This is a genomic window from Streptomyces flavusporus (assembly GCF_046267975.1).
Taxonomy (GTDB): domain Bacteria; phylum Actinomycetota; class Actinomycetes; order Streptomycetales; family Streptomycetaceae; genus Streptomyces; species Streptomyces flavusporus.
Genome location: NZ_CP176503.1, coordinates 4,628,230 through 4,652,803, shown reverse-complemented (window position 1 = coordinate 4,652,803; position 24,574 = coordinate 4,628,230). Strand labels below are relative to the sequence as shown.

The following is a 24,574-nucleotide window of genomic DNA, read 5'->3' as shown; positions in this document are numbered from 1 at the left end:
GCGAACGCCCAGCCGTCGGACACCCCTGGTCAGACGGTGGGGTCCCGGGCTAGCGTCCGTTCATGGCAACTGCTTCCGACCTCGCCTTCGACCCGTGGGCCCCGGCGTTCGTCGCCGACCCCTACCCCGCCTACGCGGAGCTGCGGGCTCGCGGCCGCGTGCTCTACTTCGAGCCCACCGACCAGTGGCTGGTCCCGCACCACGCGGACGTCTCGGCGCTGCTGCGCGACCGGCGCCTGGGCCGGACGTACCAGCACCGGTTCCGTCACGAGGACTTCGGGCGCACGCCGCCCCCGCCGGAGCACGAGCCGTTCCACACGCTCAACGACCACGGAATGCTGGACCTGGAGCCGCCGGACCACACGCGGATCCGGCGCCTGGTGTCGAAGGCGTTCACACCGCGGACGGTCGAGCGGCTGAAGCCGTATGTGGACGGCCTGGCCGGCGACCTGGTCTCCCGCCTGGTCGAGGCGGGCGGCGGGGACCTGCTGACGGATGTGGCGGAGCCGCTGCCGGTGGCGGTGATCGCCGAGATGCTCGGCATCCCGGAGTCCGACCGTGCCCCGCTGCGCCCCTGGTCGGCGGACATCTGCGGGATGTACGAGCTGAACCCGTCCGAGGAGGCGGCGACGAAGGCGGTGCGGGCGTCGGTCGAGTTCTCGCAGTACCTGAGGGAGCTGATCGCCCAACGCCGCAAGGAACCCGGCGAGGACCTCATCTCCGGCCTGATCGCGGCGCACGACGAGGGTGACCGCCTCACCGAGCAGGAGATGATCTCGACGGCCGTCCTCCTGCTGAACGCGGGCCACGAGGCCACGGTGAACGCCACGGTCAACGGCTGGTGGGCGTTGTTCCGCAACCCGGACCAGCTGGCCGCCCTGCGCGCGGACCACTCCCAGATCCCGTCGGCGGTCGAGGAGCTGATGCGCTACGACACCCCGCTCCAGCTCTTCGAACGCTGGGTGCTGGACGAGATCGAGATCGACGGCACGGTGATCCCGCGCGGCGCGGAGATCGCCATGCTCTTCGGTTCCGCCAACCACGACCCCGAGGTCTTCCAGAACCCGGAGCGCCTCGACCTCACCCGCAACGACAACCCGCACATCTCCTTCAGCGCCGGTATCCACTACTGCATCGGCGCCCCGTTGGCCCGTATCGAGCTGGCGGCCTCGATGCGGGCCCTGCTGGAGAAGGCCCCGACGCTCACCCTGGCGGCGGAGCCGGAGCGCAAGCCGAACTTCGTGATCAGGGGACTCGACGGGCTGAGCGTCGCGACCTGACGTGCTGGGCCAGGGCCCAGACGGCGAGGCCGGCAGCGATCCCGCCGAGGATCGCGAGCGGCAGTTCGGCGTAGAGGACCTTCCCGTCCGGGCCCTGCTCGAACCGCCACAGCCGCTCCCGCACCCCGACCGCCCACACGGCGAGCCCCGTACCGGCTCCGGCGGCCACGGTCAGACACCCCAGAGCGGCCTGCGTACGTTCTTCCCCCATGCCCGGGAGGGACGCGCACAGGCCGCCCGAAGGTTCCCACGGTCAGCCGCTGGTCACGTCCCGCCGCCGCAGTCCCGCCAGGCCACCGGCCACCAGCACCGCCGCGATCCCGGTCAGGACGGACACCGCGTCCCACTCCATCTCCCCGCCCGGCAGCTTGGGCAGATGCCCGAACGGCGACACGTCCAGCACCGCCTGCGGAACATCCAGCGCGGGCCCGATCCACCCGATGAGCAGCACCGCCCCGGCAAGACCCCAGGCGGCCGGGGCCAGCCGGGGTGACACCCCGTAGAGCAGCACCGCGAGCCCGCCGATCACCCAGATCGCCGGCAGCTGGATCAGGCAGGCGCCCAGGATCGGCCAGAACTCCTTGCCGTACCCGGCGGCGAGGCCGAGACCGGCGAGCAGCATGATCAGCACGGTGCCGCCGAAGGCGATCACCAGGTGGCCTGAGGCCCAGCGCAGCCGCCCGACCGCCCCCGCCAGCACCGGTTCCGCCCGTCCGGACGTCTCCTCGCCGTGCAGCCGCAGGACGGAGGCGACGATGTACAGGGCGGCGACCAGTCCGAGCATGCCGACCATCGACGCCAGGAAGGTGTCCGTGAAGGCCGACTCACCGCCCATGCGCTGCAGGATCTCGCGGGCCTGCTCGTTGTCGCCGACCAGGTCGGCCGCGCCCTCGGTCATCGCGCCGTAGACGATCCCGGCGAGCAGGAAGCCGATGCTCCAGCCGAGCACGCTGCCCCGCTGCAACCGCCAGGCCAGTGCCCCGGCGGTACCCAGCCGTCCGTCCGCGGGTCCCGGACGGCTCGGCAGGAAGCTCATGCCGACGTCGCGGCGCCCGGCGAGCTCGTAGGCCGCCGCCCCCTGGATGACGGCGGCGGCCGCGAACAGCAGCAGCACCCACCACCGTTCGTTCGCGAAGGGCCGCAGGTTCTCCAGCCAGCCGATCGGCGCCACCCAGGTCAGGACGGAGGAGCCGTCGTTCGTCGCCGAGTCGCCCGCCGCGCGCAGGACGAACGCGGCGCCGAGCAGCCCGGCCGTCAGCCCGCGGGCCAGTCGCGCGCTCTCCGTGAACTGGGCGACGATCGCGGCCATCGTCGCGAACACCATCCCGACGCAGGCGATGCCGAGCCCGAGGGCCAGTGCCCCCGAGGCCCCCTGACCGGCCAGACCCCCGGCGATCAGCAGCGCGAGCACCGCATTGGCGACCGCCGCCGCGAGCAGTGCCGCGGTCAGCGGAGCGCGCCGGCCCACCATGGCCGAGGAGATCATCTCCTGCCGACCGCTCTCCTCCTCGTCGCGGGTGTGCCGTACGACGATGAGCAGGCTCATCACGGCGGCGAGCAGACCTGCGTACACGCCGATCCGCCAGGCGGTCAGCGCGCCGAACGAGTCGCCGAAGACCGGGCCGAGCATGGCGCGCAGCGAGGCGTTGGTCTCCATCTGCCGCAGCAGGTCGGCGCGTTCGGCGGCGGTGCCGTACAGGCTCTTGAGCGTGTTCGGCATGGACAGCACCATGAGTGCGTTGACGCCGACCCAGATCGGGATCATGGCCCGGTCACGGCGCAGCGCGAAGCGCAACAGCGTGCCGGTACCGGCCAGTTGGCGCGAGCCACCCGCCCGTACGGCGAAGGTCGCGGCGGTCATCGCGCAGCCACCTCGTCACCGATCTCGTCCTGGTAGTGCCGCAGGAACAGCTCCTCCAGGGTGGGCGGCGTCGACGTCAGGGACCGTACACCGGACTCGCTCAGCGACCTCAGTACGTCGTTCAGCTTGTCCGGGTCGACCTGGAGGCGGACCCGCCCGCCCTGGATGTCGAGGTCATACACGCCGGGCAGGCGGGAGAGTCCGTTGGGCGGACCGGCCAGCTCTGCGGTCACACTGGTCCGCGTCAGGTGGCGCAGGTCGGCGAGCGAACCGGTCTCCACCGTGCGCCCCTTGCGGATGATGCTGACCCGGTCGCAGAGTTCCTCGACCTCGCTGAGGATGTGCGAGGAGAGCAGGATCGTACGGCCGCGCTCGCGCTCCTCCTCGACGCAGCGCTGGAAGACCTCCTCCATCAGCGGGTCCAGGCCCGAGGTCGGCTCGTCGAGGATCAGCAGGTCCACGTCCGAGGCGAACGCGGCGACGAGGGCGACCTTCTGGCGGTTGCCCTTGGAGTACGTCCGGCCCTTCTTCGTCGGGTCCAGCTCGAACCGCTCGATGAGTTCCGTGCGGCGCCGCTTGTCCAGACCCCCGCGCAGACGGCCGTACAGGTCGATGACCTCGCCGCCGGAGAGGTTGCGCCACAGGGTGACGTCGCCGGGGACGTAGGCGATGCGGCGGTGCACCTCCACCGCGTCCGTCCAGGGATCGCGGCCGAGCACCTGGGCGGCGCCGGAGTCGGCGCGCAGCAGACCGAGCAGGACGCGGATGGTGGTGGACTTGCCGGCGCCGTTGGGGCCGAGGAAGCCGTGGACCTCGCCGGTCTCGACGTCCAGGTCGAGGCCGTCGAGCGCATGGGTCTTGCCGAACGACTTGTGCAGTCCGGAGACGGTGATTGCCTTCGTCATGCTTCAGAACGTACGCTTCTTTCAGAAAATTGTGAAGTTAAGGAAGCGTATAAATCCCCGATAGGATGAGCGCATGACGGAATCAGTGGAGGTCGGACGGGACGCGGAGGCCGTGTCGAAGTTCGTGGAGTCCTTCGCGGCGCAGCTCGTCGAGGCCGGGATGCAGCGCATGGCCGCCCGGGTCTTCGCCGCGCTGCTCTCCTCCGACCAAGGCGTGATGACCTCCGCCGAACTGAGCGAACAGCTCCGGATCAGCCCTGCCGCGGTCTCCGGCGCGGTGCGTTACCTGGCCCAGACGCACATGGTGTCGCGCGAGCGGGAGCCCGGCTCGCGCCGGGAGCGCTACCGGGTGCACGGCGACCAGTGGTACGAGGCCCTGACCAACCGCGAAGCCGTCATCAAGCGCTGGGAGGGGGCTCTGCGCGAGGGCGTCGCCAGCCTCGGCGCCGACACCCCGGCAGGGCGCCGCATGGCCGAGACGCTCGCCTTCTTCGAGTTCATCGAGGGCGAGGTCGCGGCCATGATGGAGCGATGGCGGGCGCACCGGGAGAAGACCTTCGGCAAGTGACGTCCGTCGTCGCCGGGTCTGCGGAGATCGGCCACGAAGCCGCACACGAGCCGCCACTCCGAGTTGCGCTGGTCCACATCAAGGGGACGCCGGCACCGTAAGCCCCCAAGCCCCCTCCCGAACCGTCCAGGTCCGCGTCCGTACCGGCCCCGACACCGCTGCATCCGCCCGGTACCGGAAGTGCGCCCCGGACACGGTCACCGTCCGCCCCACCGCCCGCAGCGGTGAAGCCTCCGCTCCCACCGAAACCGGCCGCACCTCCACCTCGGCCACACCGGCGGTCCCCGGCATCACCGACACCCCCTCCACCGGCTGGTCGAGGTCCACCAGTGTCGCCCCGTCGACCTCGACCCGCAGCCGGGAGGGCCCGGGCACGGCAGAGGAGGTGACCCGCGCCGGCACCAGCGTCCGTACGAGTGACTGGCACGTCCGCAGCCATGGCCGCCCGGCACCCGGCGCCACCGCGGTGGCCACGGCCGGCGCGGCAGGGTCCCGCAGCGGTGGGATCCGCAGCGCGCCCAGCACCACCCCGTCACTGTCGTCCACGAGCAGATCCAGCCGCCGCTCCACCCCGTCCAGCACCGCCCGGGCCGCAGCCACCGCCCCCGTCGGCACCCCGAGGGATCCGGCCAGCGACAGCGCGCCCCCGACAGGCACCACCGACAGCACGCATTCGGCCAGCTCCCGCTGCCGGTGCAGTAGCGACACGGCCCGCATCAGCGCGCGGTCGTCGCCCACGACCACCGGCCGTCGCGACCCCCGTCGAGCCAGTGCCCGGGCGAATTCGTCGGGCCCGTCCGGCAGGCACACTTTCGTCGCCGCACCCGCACTGAGCACGTCTTTCGCGATCCGCACGGACTCCCCGTCCGCCCTCCGAGCGACCGGATCGATCACCACCAGCAGCTGATCGGACATCGCGAAAGTCGCCACCTCGGTCATGCCTCGCTTCCTCGGGTAGCATCTTTGTGCAAGAGCCCCTTGCGCTATTGCGCCAGGGGCTTCGTCTATTCCGGGGCATCCGGTCCGACAGGTGGCGGCCGACGAAGGTCGCCGGTGTACGAGGCACAGGCCGTGCCGCGTACGCCCCTGACCTTGGACATGCCCCGCCCGGAAGGGGTGTACGCGCGTGCCCGCACTTGTGCTGCTCGGTGCTCAGTGGGGTGACGAAGGCAAGGGAAAGGCCACGGACCTGCTCGGCGGATCCGTCGACTACGTGGTGCGTTACCAGGGCGGCAACAACGCCGGCCACACGGTGGTCGTGGGTGACCAGAAGTATGCCCTCCACCTGCTCCCTTCCGGAATCCTGTCCCCCGGCTGCACGCCGGTCATCGGCAACGGCGTCGTCGTCGACCCCTCGGTCCTGCTCTCCGAGCTGAGCGGGCTGAACGAGCGCGGCGTCGACACGTCCAAGCTCCTGATCAGCGGCAACGCGCACATCATCACGCCATACAACGTCACTGTCGACAAGGTGACGGAGCGCTTCCTCGGCAAGCGCAAGATCGGGACGACCGGCCGCGGTATCGGTCCGACCTACGCGGACAAGATCAACCGTGTCGGCATCCGGGTCCAGGATCTGTACGACGAGTCGATCCTCCAGCAGAAGGTCGAAGCCGCCCTCGACGTCAAGAACCAGATCCTCACCAAGCTCTACAACCGCCGCGCGATCGCCGTCGAGCAGGTCGTCGAGGAGTTGCTGGGCTACGCGGAGCAGATCAAGCCGTACGTCGCCGACACGGTCCTGATCCTCAACCAGGCCCTGGAGGACAACAAGGTCGTCCTCTTCGAGGGCGGCCAGGGCACCCTCCTGGACATCGACCACGGCACGTACCCCTTCGTGACGTCGTCGAACCCGACCGCGGGCGGCGCGTGCACGGGCGCAGGGGTCGGTCCTACGAAGATCAGCCGTGTCATCGGCATCCTGAAGGCCTACACGACCCGAGTCGGCGCGGGCCCGTTCCCGACGGAGCTCTTCGACGAGGACGGCGAGGCGCTGCGCCGCATCGGCGGCGAGCGGGGCGTGACGACCGGCCGCGACCGCCGCTGCGGCTGGTTCGACGCGGTGATCGCGCGGTACGCGACCCGGGTCAACGGCCTGACCGACTTCTTCCTGACGAAGCTGGACGTCCTCACGGGCTGGGAGCAGATCCCGGTCTGCGTGGCGTACGAGATCGACGGGCAGCGCGTCGACGAGCTCCCGTACTCCCAGTCCGACTTCCACCACGCCAAGCCGGTCTACGAGATGCTCCCCGGCTGGTCGGAGGACATCTCGAAGGCAAAGACCTTCGCCGACCTCCCGAAGAACGCCCAGAGCTACGTCAAGGCGCTGGAGGAGATGTCCGGCGCCCCGATCTCCGCGATCGGCGTGGGCCCGGGCCGGGACGAGACGATCGAGATCAACTCGTTCATCTGACAACTGATCCCTGGACTCTTTGCACGACATCCCCAACTGCCCTGTTTGCACGGGTAGTTGGGGATGTTAGTTTTGCAGCGACAGTTGCGGTTGGGTACTGGTGTTCTCCAGAGGGAGCAAGGTGCGCATCACACTGGCCGTTGACACGGAGACCGGCGACCGCGCCGGCGCCACGGACGACCTGTACGACTGGCTGCGTCAGGATCCCGAGTTGCGGGGGCTGATCCGGCGGGAGTCCCCGGCCGGCGTCCCGGCGGGGGCCATGGGGGCATGGAGCGAGGTGCTGACGCTGGTCCTGGCCCCGGGCGGGCCGACGGCAGCCGCCGGAGCGGCGGTGGTGGTATGGCTGCAGAACCGCCGGGGCAACCAGACCGTCACCATCAACCAGCCGGACGGCACCCAGGTCGTCGTCTCCTCCGAGAAGGTCCGCGGGCTGACGGCGGAAGGCGCGAGCGAACTGGCCCAGCAGGTCGCCGAGGCCCTTCGGCAGCGACCGGCCACTGACGGGACGGAAGACCGGACCGGGCAAGGAGGATGACCATGCCGTTACGGGGGAGGCCGGACCTGACGGGGCCCGGCTGCCGGGCGGTGGTGGTCGGCACCGGAAGCCACCCGGGCGATCGGTTGGCCGCGCTCCCGTCCGCCGTATCGTCGGCGAAAGCCCTGGCCGAGGCGCTGGCCACGGAGTGCGGCATGGGCGACCGGGTCCGGCTGCTGTGCGACCCCGAGTCACCGAGCGAGGTCCTCGCGGCACTCGCCGAGGCCGTGGACCTCGCCGGACCGACGCAGGGCCAGTACGAGAGCGGAGCCGTCGTCTTCTGCCACGTCGGCCACGGACTGCGCGGGCCGGGCGGGCGGCTGTATCTGGCGACGGCGGCGACCAGGTCCCTCACCGACACTGCGCACTCCGTCCCGTACGACGAGATCGAGCGCTACCTCAGCGACGGGCCCGCCGATCCGCTCGTCATCCTCGACTGCTGCTTCGCCGGAAACGCCCGGGAGCCGAGCCGCCCGTCGGCCTCGGACCCGTTCGGCGGCAGTCGGCCCCAGGGCAGCTATCTGCTCGCCTCCGCGCTGCGCGACACCCTGGCGTACGCCCCCGAGGGCGCCCAGTACACCCTGTTCACCGGTGAGCTGCTGAACCTGCTGCGGGAGGGCGACGCGGGCGGCCCGCGCCGGCTGACGCCGGGCAGCCTCTACCGGCTCCTCGACCAGCGGCTGCAGGGCGGCCCCGCCCGGCCGTACGGCGGTGGCACCGCCCGTATGGCGGAACTGGTCCTCACCGCCAACCGCCGCTACACGCCGAGCCCCGAGCCTGCCTCCACCCCCGATGACCCGGACGCGGTCAGCCCCTACCCGGGCATCGTGCCGTTCCTGCCCGAGCAGCATCACCTCTTCTTCGGCCGCGAGAAGGTGACCCGCGAGCTGCTGCGGCGCGTCGCGCAGACCCGGATCGGCGAGCCGCTGGTGGTGATCGGTACCTCGGGCGTCGGCAAGTCGTCACTGCTGCGGGCCGGGCTGAGTGTGGCGGCCGAGGACGCGGGGCTGGGGAGCGTACGGATCGTGTCCGCGCCGGGCGCACAGCCGTTCCGGGCGCTCGCGGAGGCCTGGGCGGCAGCCGTGGACCGGCCGGTCACCGAGGTCGTACGGGATCTGGAGCAGGGCCGCTTCAGCCGTCCCGCCTCCGACGCCAAGGCCGTGCGGGCGCCGGGAGTCCTGGTCGTCGACCAGCTCGAGCAGTACTTCACGCACGGCGCCGACGCGACCGAGCAGCAGCGCTTCGCCGCCGCGCTCACCGCCGCCGACGGCCCCCGCATCGTGCTGGCCCTGCGAGCCGACTATCACGACGACGCCCTGCGCGACCGTCATCTGGCCCCGCTCGTGGCACGGGACCACTTCACCGTGCCCGCCCTCGACGACGCCGAGGTCGAGGCGGCCATCGTGGGACCCGCCCGGTACGAGGGACTCCAGTGGGAGGAGGGCGTCCCGCAGATCCTGCGACGCGAGGTGAACGAGGAGCGGGCGGGCGGCGGGCCGGGCGACGCGGCCGCGCTGCCGTTCCTGGCCCACGTGCTGCGGGAGATATGGCTGCGGCGGCGCGGTACGACGCTCACCTACGCCGCCTACCAGCAGGCCGGCGGCATTCGGGACGCCGTCGCCCGCACCGCCGAGGGCATCTACGCAGATCTCGACGACGCAGGCCGGACCCGACTGCGCCGACTGATGCTGGCGATGGTCCAGGTCGCCGACGGCGAGGGACGGCTGGTGCGCCGCCGGATCCCGCGGGAGGAACTGGCCGGCTCCGCGGAGGACCTGCTGCGCCGCCTCGCGGACGCCCGCCTCGTCGTCGTGGACGAGCAGGGCGGCGCACAGCTCGGCCACGACTCGCTGCTCTACGCGTGGCAGCGGCTGCAGGGCTGGATCGCCGAGGTGCGCGGCGATCTGCTGCGGCTGCGGCGGCTGACGGAGGCGGCCGAGTCCTGGTCCGTCCATGGCAGTGGGCTGTGGACGGGCACCAGCCTGGACGAGGCGAAGGCGCTCGTCGCTGCCGAGGAGTCCTCCCGGCTCCCCGTCCGACAGGTGGTACGGGACTTCGTCACCGCCGCCGACCAGGCGCAGCGGCGCAGGCGATCCGTCACGCGGGCCTGGATCGCCGGGCTGTCCGCCCTCGCCCTGGTGGCCGGGGTGTTGGCGGGCTGGGGGTTCTACGAGAACGGCCAGGCGGCGGATCGGGAGCGGAGCCTGATCGCCAGGGAAGTGGCCGCCCAGGCCGACATCATGCGCGAACGCGACCCGCAGACGGCGCTGCAGCTCAGCCTCGCCGCGTACCGCACGGCGCAGACCTCGGAGACGCGGTCGAGCCTGTACGCGGCGGCGACCACGGTGACGCCGGCGCACCTCACGCCGACCGGCCGGAAGCGCGAGCCGGTGCTCAAACTGGCCTACAGCCCGGACGGCGAGGTGCTGGCCGCCAGTCACCGAGGCGGCAGGGTGCGGCTGTGGGACGTGACGAAGCCGGGGATGCCGGTGGAGGCGGGCCGGTTCACGCTGGACGGCAACGCGGCCATCGCGTATCACCCGCGTATGCGACTGCTGGCCGCGCAGACGGCAGAGTCGCTGACGTTGTGGGACACCATGGACGCGCGCGAACCCAAGCGGGCGGCACGTCTGCCGATCACCAGGGGCACGACGTTCACCCTGGCGTTCAGCGGGGACGGCAGGACGCTGGCGGCGGGCAGCGAGGCGGGACGGCTCCGACTGTGGGACGTGAGCGACCCGGCGCATCCCGCGCTGCGGGTGGAGCGGACGATCGCCGAGACGGAGGTGATCTCGCTGGCGTTCACCCGCGACGGACGTCACCTGATCACCGGCAACGGCAACGGGGAAGGGGACGGCGGGCAGCCCGCCCAGGTGCGGCTGTGGGACCTGACCGATCCGGACCGGCCCGTGCTGCGGGACACCGAGCGGGCCGAGACGGTCATGGCGGTCGCCGCGCACCCGAAGCGCGACCTGGTCGTCGCGACCGGGGCCAGCGGGAAGGTCGCCTGGTGGGAGCTGGCGGACGGACGGGGACTGCGGCGCGTCGAGGTGGAGGAGTACCGGGACTACTTGGGCAGCCACCCGGACGGCATTCCCTCGCTCAGTTTCAGCGGGGACGGCAGACTCCTCGCGGGCGCGGACCGGGACAACGGCGTTCACCGGCGCGACGTGACCGGAAAGGTGTCGGAGGTGGAGAACTGGCAGTCTCTCTCAGCGCTGCCGTCGGGCGAGCCCGCCCAGTCGGTCGCCTACAGCCCGGACAGCCGGTATCTCGCGGCTGGTGATGTGGCCGGCGAAATACGGCTGTGGCCCGGCCGGACGTGGGCGTCCGCGATCGAGGGCAGGGTGCCGTCCATCGTCGAGGCAGGCACCAGTGCCTTCAGCGGCGACGGCAGGCTGGTCCTCGCCCAGACCGAGAACGCCGATTACACGACCAAGACGCGAGTGTGGGACATCAGTGACCTCCGTGCACCGAGGGTCCACTACACACTGCCGAAAGGCTGGGAGGCGAACTACTTCCTGAACGGCCTCAAGACGCCTGTGCTCCTTGCTCATTACTGGACCGAAGGGCTGGAGCACACCTTCCAGTTCTGGGTGTTCGACTCCGATGGACCGCCGACGAGGGGCGGCAGCATCCGCCTCACCGCCGATGTCCCGCGCGTCGTGGTGAGTCCGGACGGCCGACTGCTGGCCGCGGGCTCGGCGGAGGAGCGCGGCATCGCCCTGTACGACATCAAGGACCCGGCGAAGCCGGTACGCGTCGCCACGGTCGACGCACCGATCAGCGGGGGCCTCTTCAGCACGGGAGACCTCTGGTTCGCCGGGGACCGCTCACTGGCGACCGTCGAGAACAAACGGGACCTCAGACTGTGGGACCTCTCCGACCCGGCCCGGCCCCGCAAGGGAGGACGCATCAAGGACGTGGCGCTGATGAAGAGCGCGATGTACGACGCCGGGTCCCAACAACTCGTCACGGAGGACGTCGGGGACAACATCCACGTGTGGGGCCTGTCCCGCCCCGCGTATCCGGTCGAGGGCGACCGGATACCCGGCGCTCCCGGCGGCTACTTCCCCACCGCCAAGGGGGAGCTGGCGACAGCGCTCAGTGACGGCACCGTCGAGTTCTGGGACGTCACCGACCCCGCCGATCCGAAGAAGAAGCACGACCTACTGCTCGACCGAGCGGTCTCCTCCATCTCCATGACCCCGGACGGCCGCCACGTGGTGACGGGCGACCCGTACCGCATCTGGACCGTCGGCCCGGACGGCAGGTGGGACACCCCGGAGTTCGTCGAGCTGCCGAACGCGGAGGACGTCCACATACCCCGCTCGGACCTGCCCGAGGGCCCTCGCTGGCTGGCGGTCACCATCGAGCGGACCTGGGGCAGCTCCCTAGCCGACCGGAGCACCTACGTCCTGGACTTCGACAGCGACCACCTCTACACGGAGATGTGCAAGTCGTACCCCCTGAGCGTCCCGAAGGACCAGTGGAAACGGCTGTTCCCGCACCTGTCCTACCGCACGTCCTGCGACTGACGCCGGCGGGTTCAGCGCTCGCAGTCGGTGCACGGGGGCGAGACGCCGAGGCAGAGATGTACGGCCGTACTCAGGCGGGCGTCGATCGCGGTGCGTTCGGCCGGATCCGATGGATTCGCGGGCGGAGTCAGGGCGTAGGGGAGGGCGGTGGTCAGGACGGCCAGCGTCACGGTGTCCCGGTCGGCCGCCGCCACGACTTGCCCGCTCACGTGGTCGCACAGCCAGGACCAGGCCAGGGTGTGCCATGCGGAGTCCGGCCGCAGGATCGCGGTGTGGACCAGCGCCGGATCGGTCCGGGCCATGGTGCCGACGGCGGGGTGTTCCCGCAGCAGGCGCGCCGCGCACACTACGAGACGCACCTCGGCGCACGGCGACGGCAGGGGATCAACGATCTCGCACGCCACGTCCAGCACGCGCCTCAGTTCGTGCCGGGTGGCCTCCTGGAGCAGCCGCTGACAGCTGGCCCAGTTCCGGTAGAGGTATGGCCGGTTGGTGTCGGCGAGGCGCGCGATCTGCGTCATCCCGGTACGCCGGGGCCCGTACTGCGCCAGCGCGTCCAGCGCCGCCCGGTACACCGCACCCACTCCGGGTGGCGCCTTCGCGTTGAGGTATCCGCTCATGCCTGAGGAGTTGTCCGGGGGCCACGGGGAGAGGGGTGTGGGAAAAAGATGTGACGGTTTCGGGGAATGTGACACATCTTTTTTGGGGCTATACGTCGCCGGAGGCGCCCGGCAGCCCAAGAAAGGCCAACCAGGCCGCGCCCCCAACGGTGAGCCTGGGCCCGTCGGGGTTCTTGGAGTCGCGGATGTGTATGACGGTGGCATGCGGACAGGCGGCGACCTCGACGCAGTCGCCGCCACCGCTGTCGCTGTAGCTCGACTTGAACCAGCGAAGAGTTCCGGTGCCGGTCATCGTTCCTCTCCTGCCAACCGCTCGATGAGACCCAGTGATTCGTCGGGGCTCAGTGCCTGTGACCAAGGCGTACGTGGAGGAGCACTTCCTCGGCAGGCCGTACACCGAGGAGGACGAGAAGGCCAGCGAGAAGCTGTGGGCCGACCTGGAGGCCGGGCGCATCGGGGAGGTCCAGTGACTGACAAGGACCGATACCCGCTGCCGCGGGCCGTCATCTTCGACGACACCGCCGCCCTCGCGCTCGGCGCGGGGAACAGCATGGCCTCCCGGCTTGTCGTCGAGGCCGAGAAGGATCCGGCCCTGCGCGTCTACATTCCGGCGCTCAGCCTCGCCGCCGCCGAGCGGGAGCGAGCCGGGGTGGCCGAGCACCTCGGCGCGCTGCCGTCCGTCAACATCGAAGGGCTCGACTTCGCCGGAGCGACCGCCGTGGGCAAGCGCCTGCGGACCGCGGCCGCCGGGGACGACGGCGCGTCCGGCAAGGACGAGCCGGACTGGAGCGGCGCTCACGTGCTGCACCTCGCCCTGCCCACCGTCGAGTGGCCGCACGGCTGTCCCGTCCTGACGAGGACACCCACCCGCTACCGCGGCACGGGCGTCCGCACCATCCGCATCGTCGAGCAGAACTGGCGGCGGTCCGGCCGGGGAGGGCGCCGGAGTGCCCGCGTCCTCCCCGGCCGGAAAATCGCAAACAGACCTCAGCTGAACACGATCATCGAACCCTGCGCGAGACTCCGCGTCGCCGCCGCGTGCAGGCCCAGCCAGACGTGGCGTTCACGGGCGAAGGGGCTGGGGTCGTACGGAGCGGGGACCGCTGGTTCCTCCAACTCCGTGGGGGTCAGAGGGGGTTGGGGTGCGGCCGGAGGGTTGGCCGGGTCGATGCCGATCGACGGGGCCACGAACTCCAGCTCCCGCAGCAGTGACTGCGAGGAGCCCAACGGGCCGCCTCCCGCGAGGAGTTCGTCGTCGGAGAGCGGGTGCGGGAAGTCGACGGGGACGTACGCCCCGGCGTGGTCGTAGTGCCAGACGAGATGTGACTGCTGGGCTGTCGTCTCGAACATCTCCAGGAGCTGTTCGTAGTCGCCGCCGAGCTCGTCCACCGGTGTCACCGGCAGCCCGCAGACCTGGAGCAGGTAGGCGCGGCGCAGAAAGTGCAGGGCGTCGTAGTCGAAGCCGGCCACCGGGGCGACCTCCCCGGACAGTCCCGGCATGTACTGGTACACCGGCACCGGCGGCAGCCCGGCCTCGGCGAGCACCTTGTTGTATTGCGCGAGTTCCTCGGCGAACGGGTTGTCGGGGGTGTGGCACAACACGTCGACGAGCGGTACCAGCCACAGGTCACAGGCCAAAAGAGGGCTCCTCGCAAGCGCGTAGCACGAACGACACGGCACGGTGGTCAGGGCAGCGTAATGCGTGGGGACCGCACGGGTCCCCACCTGTGCAGGTCCCATACCCGCTCAGCTCGCGGTGAGGCTCTCGACCAGGGCGAGGGAGTGTGCGTTGTGGGTGGCGATGATCGAGCGGGCGGCGACGGTGTCGCGACGCACCAGGGCGTCGACCAGTTCGGTGTGGTCCGCCCATAGGTGGCCGCGCAGATCGGTCACCCGGCGCAGATGCTGCACCGCGCACACCCAGGACTGCACGCGCAGCCGGTGCAGGAAGTCCACGAGGTAGGGGTTGCCGAACAGTCCGCTGAGCTCGCGCCAGAAACGCAGGTCGTAGCCGATGAGGACGGTGAGGTCACCGGCGTTCGCAGCGCGCTGCGCCTCCTCGCCGCGTCGGCGTACGCCCGCGAACGCGGCCGCGGTCCGCGGGTCCGTGAGGTCCCGGAACTCCTTGCGGCCCTCGTCGAGGGCGTGGAACATGCCGTCGATCACCAGGCTGCGGGCCTCGACGAGGCCGCGGAAGTCGCGGACGGAGTACTCGCGGACGCGGAAGCCCCGGTGCTGGTCGGCCTCCAGCAGGCCCTGCGCGGACAGGTCGACCAGCGCCTCGCGTACCGGTGTCGCGGAGACGCCGTACTGCTCGGCGATCTCCTTCACCGTGAACGCCTGCCCCGGCTGCAGCCGCCCGGACAACACCTCGTCCCGCAGCGCGTCCGCGATCTGCTGCCGCAGGGTGCTACGGGTGACGGCGCCGTTGCCGCTGGTGCCGGGCATGGTCGGGGGCTTCCTCTCACTGCGCGGGTGCGTGCTCGTACATGTCTACGAGCACGCCACCCTACGCGTTCGGATGCCGGGCCGCGGTTATGCCGTGTACTCGTCAGCCACCGACAGGGCCGTGTCCAGCGCCGCCAGCCCCTCCTTCAGCTCCGCCTCGGTCACGTTGCACGGCGGCACGACATGGGTGCGGTTCATGTTCACGAACGGCCACACCCCGCCCGCCTTCGCAGCGGCGGCGAACGCCGCCATCGGCGCGTTCGCGTCACCGGCCGCGTTGTACGGCACCAGCGGTTCGCGCGTCTCCTTGTTCTTCACCAGGTCGAGGGCCCAGAACATGCCCACGCCGCGCACCTCGCCCACGCAGGCGTGCCGCTCGGCCAGCTCCCGCAGCGCCGGCTGAAGGACCTCGGCGCCCAGCCGGGAGGCGTTCTCCACCACACCTTCCTCGGCCATCACGTCGATCGTGGCGACGGCGGCGGCGCAGGCCAGCGGGTGGCCGGAGTACGTCAGCCCGCCGGGGTACGGCCGCTTCCCGAACGTATCCGCGATCTTCCCGGAGATGGCGACGCCGCCCAGCGGCACGTATCCGGAGTTCACGCCCTTCGCGAAGGTCATCAGGTCCGGTACGACGTCGAACAGGTCCGCCGCGAACCATTCGCCGGTCCGCCCGAACCCGGCCATGACCTCGTCCAGGACGAAGACGATGCCGTACTTGTCGCATATCTCACGCACCCCGGCGAGATATCCCGGCGGCGGAACCATGATCCCCGCCGTCCCCGGGATCGTCTCCAGGATGATCGCGGCGATGGTCGACGGCCCTTCGAAGGCGATCGTCGTCTCCAGGTGCTCCAGCGCCCGCTCGCACTCCTGCTCCTCGGTCTCGGCGTAGAAGCGGGAGCGGTAGAGGAAGGGGGCCCAGAAGTGGACGACGCCGGCCGTGGCGCTGTCGGAGGCCCAGCGGCGCGGGTCGCCGGTGATGTTCACGGCCTGCTGGGTGCCGCCGTGGTACGAGCGGTAGGCGGAGAGCACCTTCGGGCGGCCCGTGTGCAGCCGGGCCATGCGCACCGCGTGCTCGACGGCGTCCGCACCGCCGTTGGTGAAGAAGATCTTGTCCAGGTCGCCCGGGGTGCGCTCGGCGATCAGCCGGGCCGCCTCGGAGCGGGCCTCGATGGCGAAGGCGGGCGCGAACGTGGACAGGGTCCCGGCCTGTTCCTGGATCGCGGCGACGACCTTCGGGTGCTGGTAGCCGATGTTCGTGTAGACGAGCCCGCTGGTGAAGTCGAGGTAGCGCTTGCCCTCGTAGTCCCAGAAGTACGACCCCTCCGCGCCGGCGACGGCGAGCGGGTCGATGAGCTCCTGCGCGGACCAGGAGTGGAAGACGTGCGCACGGTCCGCGGCCTTCACGGCGGCGCCGACCTCGGGATTTGGCTGAGGGGTCATGCGGCCGAGGGTAGATGTCCGCGACAGGGACGCGATATCGGCGTCCTGTCTGTGGGACGGGGGTTTCCGCGACAGGTTGTCGACGGGCGGAAGGGTGGGTGTATTGACAGCATGCTGTCCAAATGACAGGATTCTGTCATAGTGAAACGCCCCTGGAGAACGTCCTTGGAGGAGTCATGAACGCCGGTCGCAAGCCCGTCCATCACGCCGTGTACGACACCCTCGCCGACTGGGAGACCGGCCACGCGACGGCGTACCTCGCCCGCGCCGGGTACGAGATCCGCACCGTCGGCCCGTCCACCGACCCGGTCACCAGCATCGGCGGACTGCGCATCCGGCCCGACCTCGCCCTGGACGATGTACGCCCCGAGGACAGCTCCCTGCTGATCCTGCCGGGCGGCGACCTCTGGGACACAAGCGGCGACCTCGCCCCCTTCGCCCGCAAGGCGCGCGAGTTCCTGGCCGCCGGTGTGCCCGTCGCCGCGATCTGCGGGGCCACCGCCGGGCTCGCCCGCGAGGGGCTGCTCGACGACCGTGACCACACCAGCGCGGTCTCCTTCTACCTCGCCGCCACCGGCTACCAGGGCGGCAAGCGGTACGTCGAGGCCGACGCGGTCACCGACGGCGGCCTGATCACCGCCGGGCCCACCGAACCCGTCGCCTTCGCCCGGGAGATCTTCCGGCTGCTCGGGGTGTACGAGGGCGAGGTGCTGGACGCCTGGTACCGGCTGTTCCACGACTCCGACGCGCAGGCGTACGCCGTACTCGAGCAGGCGGGCGGGCAGTGAGCCGGGAGCGACAGGATCTGTTCAGCCGCAGCGCGCTCGGAGCGTTCCGGCTGAACGGTCAATTCCTCGCCGTTGCCGAGGAGTTGGCGCGGCCCGCCGGTCTGACGGCGGCCTGGTGGCAGGTGCTGGGTGCGGTGCTGCGGGAACCGCTGCCGGTGGCCGGGATCGCCCGCGCCATGGGCATCACCCGGCAGAGCGTGCAGCGCATCGCCGATCTGCTGGTCGAGCGTGGCCTGGCCGAGTACCGGCCCAACCCCGCCCACCGCCGCGCCAAGCTCCTCGCACCGACGGCCGACGGGCTGGCCGCCGTCGCCCGGATCGGCCCGGGGCACGCCGCCTACGCCGACCGGCTCGCCGAGGTCCTCGGGGACGACGGGCTCGCCGATGCCGTACGGGTGCTGGAACGGCTGTCCGAGGCCCTGGAGCAGGTGGGTCCGCCCGTTACGGAACCGTAGAGGAACCGTGCAGACGGTGCCGTCCGCGTCCTGATGATCGGCACTATCCTCGGTCCGAACTGGGCGTGCACTTGGGGGAGGGGCGGACGCGGCCATGGAGAAACTGGGGCCTGGGGACCCACCGCGGATCGGCGCGTACCGGCTGCTGGCGCGGCTCGGCGCCGGCGGCATGGGGCACGTGTACCTCGCCCGGTCGGACCGCGGCCGGACCGTCGCCGTCAAGCTGGTCCGGGCGGAACTGGCCGCGCAGGAGGAGTTCCGCGCCCGGTTCCGGCAGGAGGTGCAGTCCGCCCGGCAGGTCGGCGGGCACTGGACCGCGCCCGTGCTCGACGCCGACACCGAGGCGGCCGTGCCCTGGGTGGCCACCGGATACGTTGCCGGGCCGAGTCTCCAGCAGGTCGTGGGGCGCGACCACGGGGCGCTGCCCGAGCGGTCGGTACGGATCCTCGCGGCCGGGCTCGCGCACGCGCTGAAGGACATCCACGCCGCCGGGATCGTCCACCGGGACCTGAAGCCCTCCAACGTGCTCGTGACCATCGACGGCCCACGGGTCATCGACTTCGGGATCGCGCGGGCACTGGAGACGGTGACCGACGGGGGTCTGACCCGGACCGGCGCGCTCATCGGCTCGCCCGGGTTCATGGCGCCCGAGCAGGTGCGCGGCGACCGCATCACGCCCGCATGCGACGTGTTCTGCCTGGGCTCGGTGCTGGCCTACGCCGCCACCGGCAACCTGCCCTTCGGCGGCGCCGACAGCGGGGTGCACGCCCTGATGTTCCGCATCGCCCAGGAGGAACCCGACCTGGAGGGCGTGCCCGAGGGGATCGCCGACCTCGTGCGCCACTGCCTGAAGAAGGACCCCGCCGCCCGGCCCACGCTGGACGGCATCCTGGAACGCACGGGAGCGGAGGACACCGTCACCGGCGGGCGTTCCCGGGACCCGTGGCTGCCCAGCGGCCTGGTGGCCCAACTCGGGCGGCACGCGGTGCGGTTGCTGGAGACGGAGAACCCCGAGGGACCCGGCGCCGAGGGAACGGGCCGCGGCCCGGACGCCACACCCGAACACGCCCCCGCCGCGGACGAGTCCGCCCCGCCGACAACCCCCGCCCCACCCCCGTCCCTCGACCGCCTCCCGACCATCGCCGCCGGCTCCCCCCATCCCGCGTACGGCTACCCACAACAGGGCCACGGCCACCCACAGCCACCGCCACCGGTCAACCCGTACGGGGGCCCTGCGGGCGGCGGACCGCGGGGTGGGCCGGCCGGTGGATCGTACGGCGCCCCGGGGGGCGGCATCCCGCAGGGTGGCGCACCGGGGGGCGGACCGTACGGCACCCCGGCGAGCGGGAGTCCCTACGGCGCCCCGCCGAGCGGCGCACCGTACGGCGGAGCCACCCCCGGCAACCCCTACGCCGGGGGCGGCCCCACCCCGCCGTACGGCCCGCCCCCCGCCGACCCCACCGTCACCTCGCCCTACGGCCCGCCCGAGGACCGCCCGCGCCGAAGTGGACGTGCCACCGTCGCGTTGGTCGTGGTCGCGTTGGTCGTCGCGCTCGCCGCCGGAGGGTCGGTGTACGCGCTCCTGGACGGCGGGGGCAGCCCCGAGCCCGGGCCGACCGTCGCCGGGACGAGTACCGCGCCCACGGCCTCCGGCCCGGAGACTCCCGCCGCCTCGTCCCCGACGTCCGCACCGTCGACCTCTTCCGGGTCCGACGGGGCGATCCCGGCCGCGTACCTGGGCACGTGGACGACAACGATCGACAACGCGAGCGGGCAGCACACCCGTCGGCTCACCCTCCAGCAGGGCGAGGTGGGCGACACGGTCCTGTCCCTCACCGCCGACGGACCCGCCGAGGACGGCGGCAGCTACCACTGCGTCTTCGAGGCCGGGTTGGCCGAGCAGCCGAGTACCGACGGCCTCGTGCGGACCGGACCGTCCACGGTGACCGTCGGCGAACCGGCCACCGCCTGCACCCCCGGCGCGGCGACCGAGATCACCCTGCAACCGGACGGCAGTCTGCAGCGGGTGAACGCGACCACCGGGGAGAAGCTGACGTACCGGCGTCCGTGACGTGTGCCGGGCTGCGGCTGAAGCCCCGTTTCGTGTGAGGTAGTTGAACGTAGCGCGAACATCGGGGCGAAGGACCTGACGGGCCGTCCGGGCAGACGTACGGTGACCCCACCATTCGGCTCTGGAGTGGCGGGGGACCACCGGTGGAGTGGCTGAGCATAGAGAACGTCGTCGCCGTGGGCACGTCCGTCCTCGGTATCCTCGCGTCCCTCGGGATGCTCCTGTACGACCGCCGGGTGCCGCGCCGCAAACTGATCGGCTACCGCGTACAGATGGACAGCCTCATAGGCGACGGCGCGTCGTCCGATCCCAACCCCCGCCTTGGGGAGTTCGACGTCCCGAACATGGCCGACGCGTCGCTCGTCCTGCTGCGCATCGAGAACGACGGATCACAGAGCATCGCGGGCGGCGACTACACCTCGTCCGAAGTCCACGGTCTGACCGCCGAGTTCACGGGACGCACGGTCCAGGCCGTCTCGGTCACCCAGCCGTCCGGCATCGAGCATCTGAACAGCCACTTCACGGACGTCAACGGGTTCGAGTACGACCGCAACAAGGTGTACATCCCGCGAGTCCCGCTCAATCCCGGCCACCACTTCAAGCTGCTCGTGCTGCTGTCCGGCGGTGAGGTGGACTCGGAGGTCAAGCTGATAGGTGGCCTCCGGGACGGCCGGGTCCATCGCAACAGCGCTCCCCAGCCGGACGAGAAGCTGCGTACGTTCAGCCTCCCGGCCCGGCTGGTCAGCGGCGCGCTCACGCTCGCCGTGCTCGGCCTCGCCGGCATCATCCTGCTGCGCGACGGCAACCCGATCGAGTGCGAGCAGGGTGAGCTGACCGTGATCGGCTCCACCGCCTTCGAGCCCGTCGTCGAAACGCTCGCCGAGCAGTACGAGAGCAAGTGCGCGGGCGCCGACATCTCGGTCGAGACACGCGGCAGCGAGGACGGCGTCGCCGAACTCGCCGACCTGGCCGGGCAGTCGAAGAACTCCGCCCGGTCCGTGATCGCCTTCTCGGACGGCCCGATGGGCGAACGCTGGAACCTGGAGGGGAGGAAGGTCGCGCTGTCCGTCTTCACCCTCGTCGTCCACCAGGACGTCGAACTCGGCTCGCACGGCCTGTCCCTGCGGGAGGTGCGAGACATCTACGCGGGCAAGTACCGGCGCTGGGGAGAGATCGTCCCCGGGGTGAAGGAGATCGCCGACCTGCCCGTCGTCCTGGTCAGCCGCGGGGACGAGTCGGGAACGCGGCAGATCTTCCAGGAGCGGGTGCTGAAGGGCTGGGAGAGGGCGCCGAGCACGTCACTGGACTGCACGCCGCCCGAGCCCGCCGGCGACACGGTCACCCGCTGCGAACTGGCCAGCACAAAGGCCGTGCTGGCCAAGGTCGCCGAACAGCCCGGCGCCATCGGCTACAGCGAACTCACCACCGCCGAGGAACGGGGTGACGACGTGCGCAGGGTGCCCCTGGACGGCAACCAGCCCGACGACCAGCAGATCGAGCTGGGCGTCACCCACTATCCGTACAAGGACATCGAGTACGCCTACACCCACGGCACCCCACGCCCCGGCTCCCTCGCCGCCAGCTTCCTCGCCTACCTCGGCGAGTCCAGCAGCCAGGACGTGATCCGCGACAAGGGCCACCTCCCGTGCCTACGGGACCCAGAACTGTGCGAGTGACACCGCCACCTCGTCAACCCGCGGGCAGTCGTGCCGCCCCTCGTCGATCCGCGGGCAGTCGTGCCGCCTGGGGCGGCACGGGTGGGCGCGGACGGCACCCCGTAAGCGCCGGGCTGCGCGACCCACCCCCGGCCGACCGCGACGCCGGCCACGACGGAACCCGGAACCCGATCACCTCGGCTCCGGCGGCCGCTGCCGAGGCATGTTCGGCCGCGCAGCCCCCGGCGGCACCGCCGGCCTCCCCTGGCCCGCACCGCAATCCGCCCGCCCACCGAACCCCACCGCCGACTGAATCCCCAACGGCCCGGACCCGGTCCGGAACTCCACCATCCAGTCCGCCGTCTCCGTCCGCACCAGCTCCGTCACGTCCTCGGTGAACCGCCGCAACACGGACAGACACCGCTCGGCCGCCTCACTCGCCGTCCCCTCAGTCGGCCCCAGCACCTCCCGCACACTCTCCGACGCCCAGTCGAACTGCAACGCGAGCAGCCTGCGCTGCACGGCCTGCGCGGTGGCAACGTCCCTTATCCACCCGGACGTCAACCCGAAGAACCGGTCCACGGCCACGCACGCCACCGCGAGCAGCAGCGCCAGATACCCCCAGGGCGCCGCCCCGCCGACCACCCGGGTCAGATCCAGCAACGGCAGCGCGGCCCCGGCCACCGCCCCCAGCGCCGCCCCGCACCGCAGCGACCGTGCGGCCCGCCGCTTCCACACCCGGTCGGCGAGATACCAGGCCGCCGTGTCCAGCGCACCCCGCTCCACCCACCGGTACAGCTCGTCCAGCCGCTCCGCAGGCTGGGCCCAGTCCCCGAGCGGAAGGGCCCGCCCGGCCAGATCGCCCGGCCGCAGTCCGGCCGCACCCTCGCCCCGCCCGTCCTGAGGCGGCCCCTCGGGCTGCATCTCCGGCTGACCCACCCGGCACTCCCTACCGATCACTACTGATCACGGTGCGTGACATGTCGTACGACGTACGGCCTACCAGTCGTACGCGACGCCTGATGCTGATGCGCCGAACCTTCCTACCTCCCAATGGGTGGCGAAGACCCGGGTTTCCCCTCTTTTCCGCCCGGAAGGGGGCCTTGGTCAGGTATAGGAGTTCTAGTCGACTCACTCGAAAGAGTGCTGGAGCGACGGCCGCGTGGAGCACGTAGGCTCGTGCTGAGCGGGAAAACCCCGTGCCGCACGAGCCCCGGAAGAGGAGCTGATCGTGATCCCCGGTGGTGGCCAGCCCAATATGCAGCAGTTGCTGCAGCAGGCCCAGAAGATGCAGCAGGACCTGGCGAGGGCGCAGGAGGAACTGGCGCAGACCGAGGTCGAAGGCCAGGCGGGCGGCGGTCTGGTGACGGCCACCGTGACCGGAGCCGGTGAGCTGCGCGCCCTGCAGATCGACCCGAAGGCGGTGGACCCCGAGGACACCGAGACCCTCGCCGATCTGGTCGTCGCGGCCGTCCACGCAGCCAACGAGAACGCGCGGAATCTCCAGCAGGAGAAGCTGGGCCCGCTGGCCCAGGGCCTGGGCGGCGGTATCCCCGGCCTGCCCTTCTAAGACGGGCCGCAGGAAACTACCGTACGTACTGCACGACACTCAGGAAGGGCGGCAGTCCGTTGTACGAAGGCGTGGTCCAGGACCTCATCGACGAGCTGGGGCGGCTGCCCGGCGTCGGTCCCAAGAGCGCGCAGCGGATCGCCTTCCATGTCCTGCAGGCGGAACCGGCGGACGTACGGCGTCTGGCCCAGGCCCTCCTCGAGGTGAAGGCGAAGGTCCGTTTCTGCGCGATCTGCGGCAATGTCGCGCAGGAGGAGCTGTGCAACATCTGCCGTGACAGCCGCCGCGACCCGGCGGTGATCTGTGTGGTGGAGGAGCCGAAGGACGTCGTGGCCATCGAGCGCACGCGCGAGTTCCGCGGCCGCTATCACGTCCTGGGGGGCGCGATCAGCCCGATCGAGGGTGTCGGCCCGGACGATCTGCGGATACGAGAACTTCTCGCGAGGTTGGCCGACGGGACGGTCACGGAACTCATCCTGGCCACGGACCCGAATCTGGAGGGCGAGGCGACGGCGACGTACCTCGCCCGCATGATCAAGCCCATGGGCCTCAAGGTCACCCGCCTGGCCAGCGGCCTCCCGGTGGGTGGCGACCTGGAATACGCGGACGAGGTCACCCTCGGCCGCGCCTTCGAGGGGAGACGACTCCTAGATGTCTGACGCCACGCTGCACTCCACGACACAGGACCCGGACGACTTCGCGGTCCAGATCGCGGACCAGGTAGAGAGCTTCCTGGTGGCCGTCTCGGAGGTGGCCAGAGGCGACGAGCCGGACTCGGCCGTGCCTTTCCTCCTGCTGGAGGTCTCCCAACTCCTGCTGGCCGGCGGCCGATTGGGCGCGCACGAGGACATCGTCCCCGACGAGCGCTACGAGCCCGACCCCGGCCCCGAGCCGGACGTCGACGGGTTGCGGGAGAACCTGGCCCGGCTCCTGGAGCCGATCGACGTCTACTCCGAGGTCTTCGACCCGTACGAGCCCCGCAAGGCCCCGGTGCCGGCCCGTATCTCCGACGACCTCGCGGACGTCATCACCGACCTCCGCCACGGCATGGCCCACTACCGCGCCGGGCGCACGACGGAGGCGCTGTGGTGGTGGCAGTTCTCCTACTTCTCCAACTGGGGCGCAACGGCGTCCGCGACGCTCAGGGCGCTGCAGTCCGTCGTCGCCCACGTCCGCCTCAACCAGCCTCTCGAGGAGCTGGACGGCCTCGACACCGACCAGGGCATGGGCGACGACACCCTCGAGTTCGAGGCCGGCAAGGTGATGCAACAGGAGATCGCGGGCCCGCTGGGACTCCGCTTCCCGTCGCACTGAGCGCCGGACAGTACGGCCCCGCCCGGGAATTGGATGGCCGCTGCACGTCTCCTGTACGTCGGCTGCACGGGCGCTAACCGGTGGAAAGCGAGGCTCACGTGTTTCCTTCG

22 protein-coding genes are annotated in these 24,574 nt (G+C 71.2%); 12 read left to right on the top strand and 10 right to left on the bottom strand.

All coding sequences use genetic code 11. The features are described from left to right. Positions 1 to 62 precede the first annotated feature (62 nt). Positions 63 to 1,280 (top strand): cytochrome P450, encoded by a 1,218-nt coding sequence (locus ACKTSN_RS21995; protein ID WP_409470684.1) that lies wholly within the window; start codon positions 63 to 65, stop codon positions 1,278 to 1,280. On the opposite strand, the gene ACKTSN_RS21990 is transcribed toward ACKTSN_RS21995, so the two are convergent. From ACKTSN_RS21990 to ACKTSN_RS21980, 3 genes are read right to left on the bottom strand one after another with little or no spacing between them, the layout of a single operon-like run. Further along, positions 1,246 to 1,491: a hypothetical protein gene (locus tag ACKTSN_RS21990; RefSeq protein WP_409470683.1), complete on the bottom strand. Its 246-nt coding sequence runs from the start codon at positions 1,489 to 1,491 to the stop codon at positions 1,246 to 1,248. The genes ACKTSN_RS21995 and ACKTSN_RS21990 overlap by 35 nt on opposite strands. Before the next feature lie 42 nt (positions 1,492 to 1,533). Then, positions 1,534 to 3,141, bottom strand: coding sequence for an ABC transporter permease (locus ACKTSN_RS21985; RefSeq protein ID WP_409470682.1), 1,608 nt, complete (start codon positions 3,139 to 3,141; stop codon positions 1,534 to 1,536). Next, positions 3,138 to 4,046, bottom strand: a complete 909-nt coding sequence (locus ACKTSN_RS21980; RefSeq protein ID WP_409470681.1) for an ABC transporter ATP-binding protein — start codon at positions 4,044 to 4,046, stop codon at positions 3,138 to 3,140. Before ACKTSN_RS21980 ends, ACKTSN_RS21985 begins: the two co-directional genes overlap by 4 nt. 73 nt (positions 4,047 to 4,119) lie before the next feature. On the opposite strand from ACKTSN_RS21980, the gene ACKTSN_RS21975 reads away from it, so the two are divergent. Continuing rightward, entirely contained in the window at positions 4,120 to 4,614 is a 495-nt protein-coding gene (locus ACKTSN_RS21975) for a GbsR/MarR family transcriptional regulator (protein WP_409470680.1), read from the top strand. A 78-nt stretch (positions 4,615 to 4,692) separates the two neighbouring features. Here ACKTSN_RS21975 and ACKTSN_RS21970 read toward each other — a convergent pair whose 3' ends face one another. Next, positions 4,693 to 5,553 carry a diacylglycerol kinase gene (locus ACKTSN_RS21970; RefSeq protein WP_409470679.1) on the bottom strand — a complete coding sequence of 287 codons (861 nt, stop codon included), beginning with the start codon at positions 5,551 to 5,553 and terminating at the stop codon, positions 4,693 to 4,695. 187 nt (positions 5,554 to 5,740) lie between these two features. On the opposite strand from ACKTSN_RS21970, the gene ACKTSN_RS21965 reads away from it, so the two are divergent. From ACKTSN_RS21965 to ACKTSN_RS21955, 3 genes are all read left to right on the top strand, one after another. Continuing rightward, a complete protein-coding gene (locus tag ACKTSN_RS21965) occupies positions 5,741 to 7,024 on the top strand; it encodes an adenylosuccinate synthase (RefSeq protein WP_129803702.1) in 1,284 nt (427 codons plus the stop codon). 121 nt (positions 7,025 to 7,145) lie between these two features. Continuing rightward, entirely contained in the window at positions 7,146 to 7,562 is a 417-nt protein-coding gene (locus tag ACKTSN_RS21960) for an effector-associated constant component EACC1 (RefSeq protein WP_409470678.1), read from the top strand. A gap of 2 nt (positions 7,563 to 7,564) precedes the next feature. Next, positions 7,565 to 12,100 (top strand): caspase, EACC1-associated type, encoded by a 4,536-nt coding sequence (locus ACKTSN_RS21955; RefSeq protein ID WP_409470677.1) that lies wholly within the window; start codon positions 7,565 to 7,567, stop codon positions 12,098 to 12,100. Positions 12,101 to 12,111: 11 nt separating this feature from the next. Here ACKTSN_RS21955 and ACKTSN_RS21950 read toward each other — a convergent pair whose 3' ends face one another. The 5 genes from ACKTSN_RS21950 to ACKTSN_RS21930 all read right to left on the bottom strand — a co-directional run bounded on the left by ACKTSN_RS21950 (position 12,112) and on the right by ACKTSN_RS21930 (position 16,611). Continuing rightward, positions 12,112 to 12,720, bottom strand: coding sequence for a TetR/AcrR family transcriptional regulator (locus ACKTSN_RS21950; RefSeq protein ID WP_409470676.1), 609 nt, complete (start codon positions 12,718 to 12,720; stop codon positions 12,112 to 12,114). 88 nt (positions 12,721 to 12,808) lie between these two features. Next, entirely contained in the window at positions 12,809 to 13,012 is a 204-nt protein-coding gene (locus ACKTSN_RS21945) for a DUF397 domain-containing protein (RefSeq protein ID WP_409470675.1), read from the bottom strand. Between the two features lie 695 nt (positions 13,013 to 13,707). After that, complete coding sequence (locus ACKTSN_RS21940) at positions 13,708 to 14,358, bottom strand: hypothetical protein (protein WP_224739906.1); 651 nt, start codon at positions 14,356 to 14,358, stop codon at positions 13,708 to 13,710. A 108-nt stretch (positions 14,359 to 14,466) separates the two neighbouring features. Continuing rightward, on the bottom strand, positions 14,467 to 15,168 hold the full coding sequence (locus ACKTSN_RS21935) for a GntR family transcriptional regulator (protein WP_409470674.1): 702 nt from the start codon (positions 15,166 to 15,168) through the stop codon (positions 14,467 to 14,469). An 87-nt stretch (positions 15,169 to 15,255) separates the two neighbouring features. Beyond that, positions 15,256 to 16,611 (bottom strand): aspartate aminotransferase family protein, encoded by a 1,356-nt coding sequence (locus ACKTSN_RS21930; protein WP_409470673.1) that lies wholly within the window; start codon positions 16,609 to 16,611, stop codon positions 15,256 to 15,258. A gap of 176 nt (positions 16,612 to 16,787) precedes the next feature. On the opposite strand from ACKTSN_RS21930, the gene ACKTSN_RS21925 reads away from it, so the two are divergent. From ACKTSN_RS21925 to ACKTSN_RS21910, 4 genes are all read left to right on the top strand, one after another. Next, entirely contained in the window at positions 16,788 to 17,399 is a 612-nt protein-coding gene (locus ACKTSN_RS21925; RefSeq protein WP_409470672.1) for a type 1 glutamine amidotransferase family protein, read from the top strand. Beyond that, a complete protein-coding gene (locus ACKTSN_RS21920; protein ID WP_409470671.1) occupies positions 17,396 to 17,854 on the top strand; it encodes a MarR family winged helix-turn-helix transcriptional regulator in 459 nt (152 codons plus the stop codon). The genes ACKTSN_RS21925 and ACKTSN_RS21920 overlap by 4 nt, the downstream gene beginning before the upstream one ends. Before the next feature lie 94 nt (positions 17,855 to 17,948). Beyond that, positions 17,949 to 19,925, top strand: a complete 1,977-nt coding sequence (locus ACKTSN_RS21915) for a serine/threonine-protein kinase (protein WP_409470670.1) — start codon at positions 17,949 to 17,951, stop codon at positions 19,923 to 19,925. A 143-nt stretch (positions 19,926 to 20,068) separates the two neighbouring features. Beyond that, positions 20,069 to 21,601, top strand: a complete 1,533-nt coding sequence (locus ACKTSN_RS21910) for a substrate-binding domain-containing protein (RefSeq protein ID WP_409470669.1) — start codon at positions 20,069 to 20,071, stop codon at positions 21,599 to 21,601. A gap of 171 nt (positions 21,602 to 21,772) precedes the next feature. On the opposite strand, the gene ACKTSN_RS21905 is transcribed toward ACKTSN_RS21910, so the two are convergent. After that, complete coding sequence (locus ACKTSN_RS21905; protein WP_409470668.1) at positions 21,773 to 22,519, bottom strand: SLATT domain-containing protein; 747 nt, start codon at positions 22,517 to 22,519, stop codon at positions 21,773 to 21,775. Positions 22,520 to 22,811: 292 nt separating this feature from the next. Between ACKTSN_RS21905 and ACKTSN_RS21900 the strand changes: the two genes are divergently transcribed. Genes ACKTSN_RS21900 through ACKTSN_RS21890 form a run of 3 tightly spaced genes read left to right on the top strand, consistent with a single transcriptional unit; the run spans position 22,812 to position 24,464 of the window. Further along, complete coding sequence (locus tag ACKTSN_RS21900) at positions 22,812 to 23,150, top strand: YbaB/EbfC family nucleoid-associated protein (RefSeq protein WP_409470667.1); 339 nt, start codon at positions 22,812 to 22,814, stop codon at positions 23,148 to 23,150. Between the two features lie 59 nt (positions 23,151 to 23,209). Then, complete coding sequence (gene recR / locus ACKTSN_RS21895; RefSeq protein ID WP_409470666.1) at positions 23,210 to 23,809, top strand: recombination mediator RecR; 600 nt, start codon at positions 23,210 to 23,212, stop codon at positions 23,807 to 23,809. Beyond that, complete coding sequence (locus tag ACKTSN_RS21890; RefSeq protein WP_224738613.1) at positions 23,802 to 24,464, top strand: DUF5063 domain-containing protein; 663 nt, start codon at positions 23,802 to 23,804, stop codon at positions 24,462 to 24,464. The genes recR and ACKTSN_RS21890 overlap by 8 nt, the downstream gene beginning before the upstream one ends. The last annotated feature ends 110 nt before the right edge of the window (positions 24,465 to 24,574 follow it).

Coding starts and splice junctions, on each gene's coding strand:
- ACKTSN_RS21995 (WP_409470684.1), top strand. CDS start 63: ATGGCAACTGCTTCCGACCTCGCCTTCGACCCGTGGGCCCCGGCGTTC.
- ACKTSN_RS21985 (WP_409470682.1), bottom strand. CDS start 3,141: ATGACCGCCGCGACCTTCGCCGTACGGGCGGGTGGCTCGCGCCAACTG.
- ACKTSN_RS21935 (WP_409470674.1), bottom strand. CDS start 15,168: ATGCCCGGCACCAGCGGCAACGGCGCCGTCACCCGTAGCACCCTGCGG.
- ACKTSN_RS21950 (WP_409470676.1), bottom strand. CDS start 12,720: ATGAGCGGATACCTCAACGCGAAGGCGCCACCCGGAGTGGGTGCGGTG.
- ACKTSN_RS21930 (WP_409470673.1), bottom strand. CDS start 16,611: ATGACCCCTCAGCCAAATCCCGAGGTCGGCGCCGCCGTGAAGGCCGCG.
- ACKTSN_RS21890 (WP_224738613.1), top strand. CDS start 23,802: ATGTCTGACGCCACGCTGCACTCCACGACACAGGACCCGGACGACTTC.
- ACKTSN_RS21955 (WP_409470677.1), top strand. CDS start 7,565: ATGCCGTTACGGGGGAGGCCGGACCTGACGGGGCCCGGCTGCCGGGCG.
- ACKTSN_RS21980 (WP_409470681.1), bottom strand. CDS start 4,046: ATGACGAAGGCAATCACCGTCTCCGGACTGCACAAGTCGTTCGGCAAG.
- ACKTSN_RS21970 (WP_409470679.1), bottom strand. CDS start 5,553: ATGACCGAGGTGGCGACTTTCGCGATGTCCGATCAGCTGCTGGTGGTG.
- ACKTSN_RS21925 (WP_409470672.1), top strand. CDS start 16,788: ATGAACGCCGGTCGCAAGCCCGTCCATCACGCCGTGTACGACACCCTC.
- ACKTSN_RS21945 (WP_409470675.1), bottom strand. CDS start 13,012: ATGACCGGCACCGGAACTCTTCGCTGGTTCAAGTCGAGCTACAGCGAC.
- ACKTSN_RS21990 (WP_409470683.1), bottom strand. CDS start 1,491: ATGGGGGAAGAACGTACGCAGGCCGCTCTGGGGTGTCTGACCGTGGCC.
- ACKTSN_RS21915 (WP_409470670.1), top strand. CDS start 17,949: ATGGAGAAACTGGGGCCTGGGGACCCACCGCGGATCGGCGCGTACCGG.
- ACKTSN_RS21975 (WP_409470680.1), top strand. CDS start 4,120: ATGACGGAATCAGTGGAGGTCGGACGGGACGCGGAGGCCGTGTCGAAG.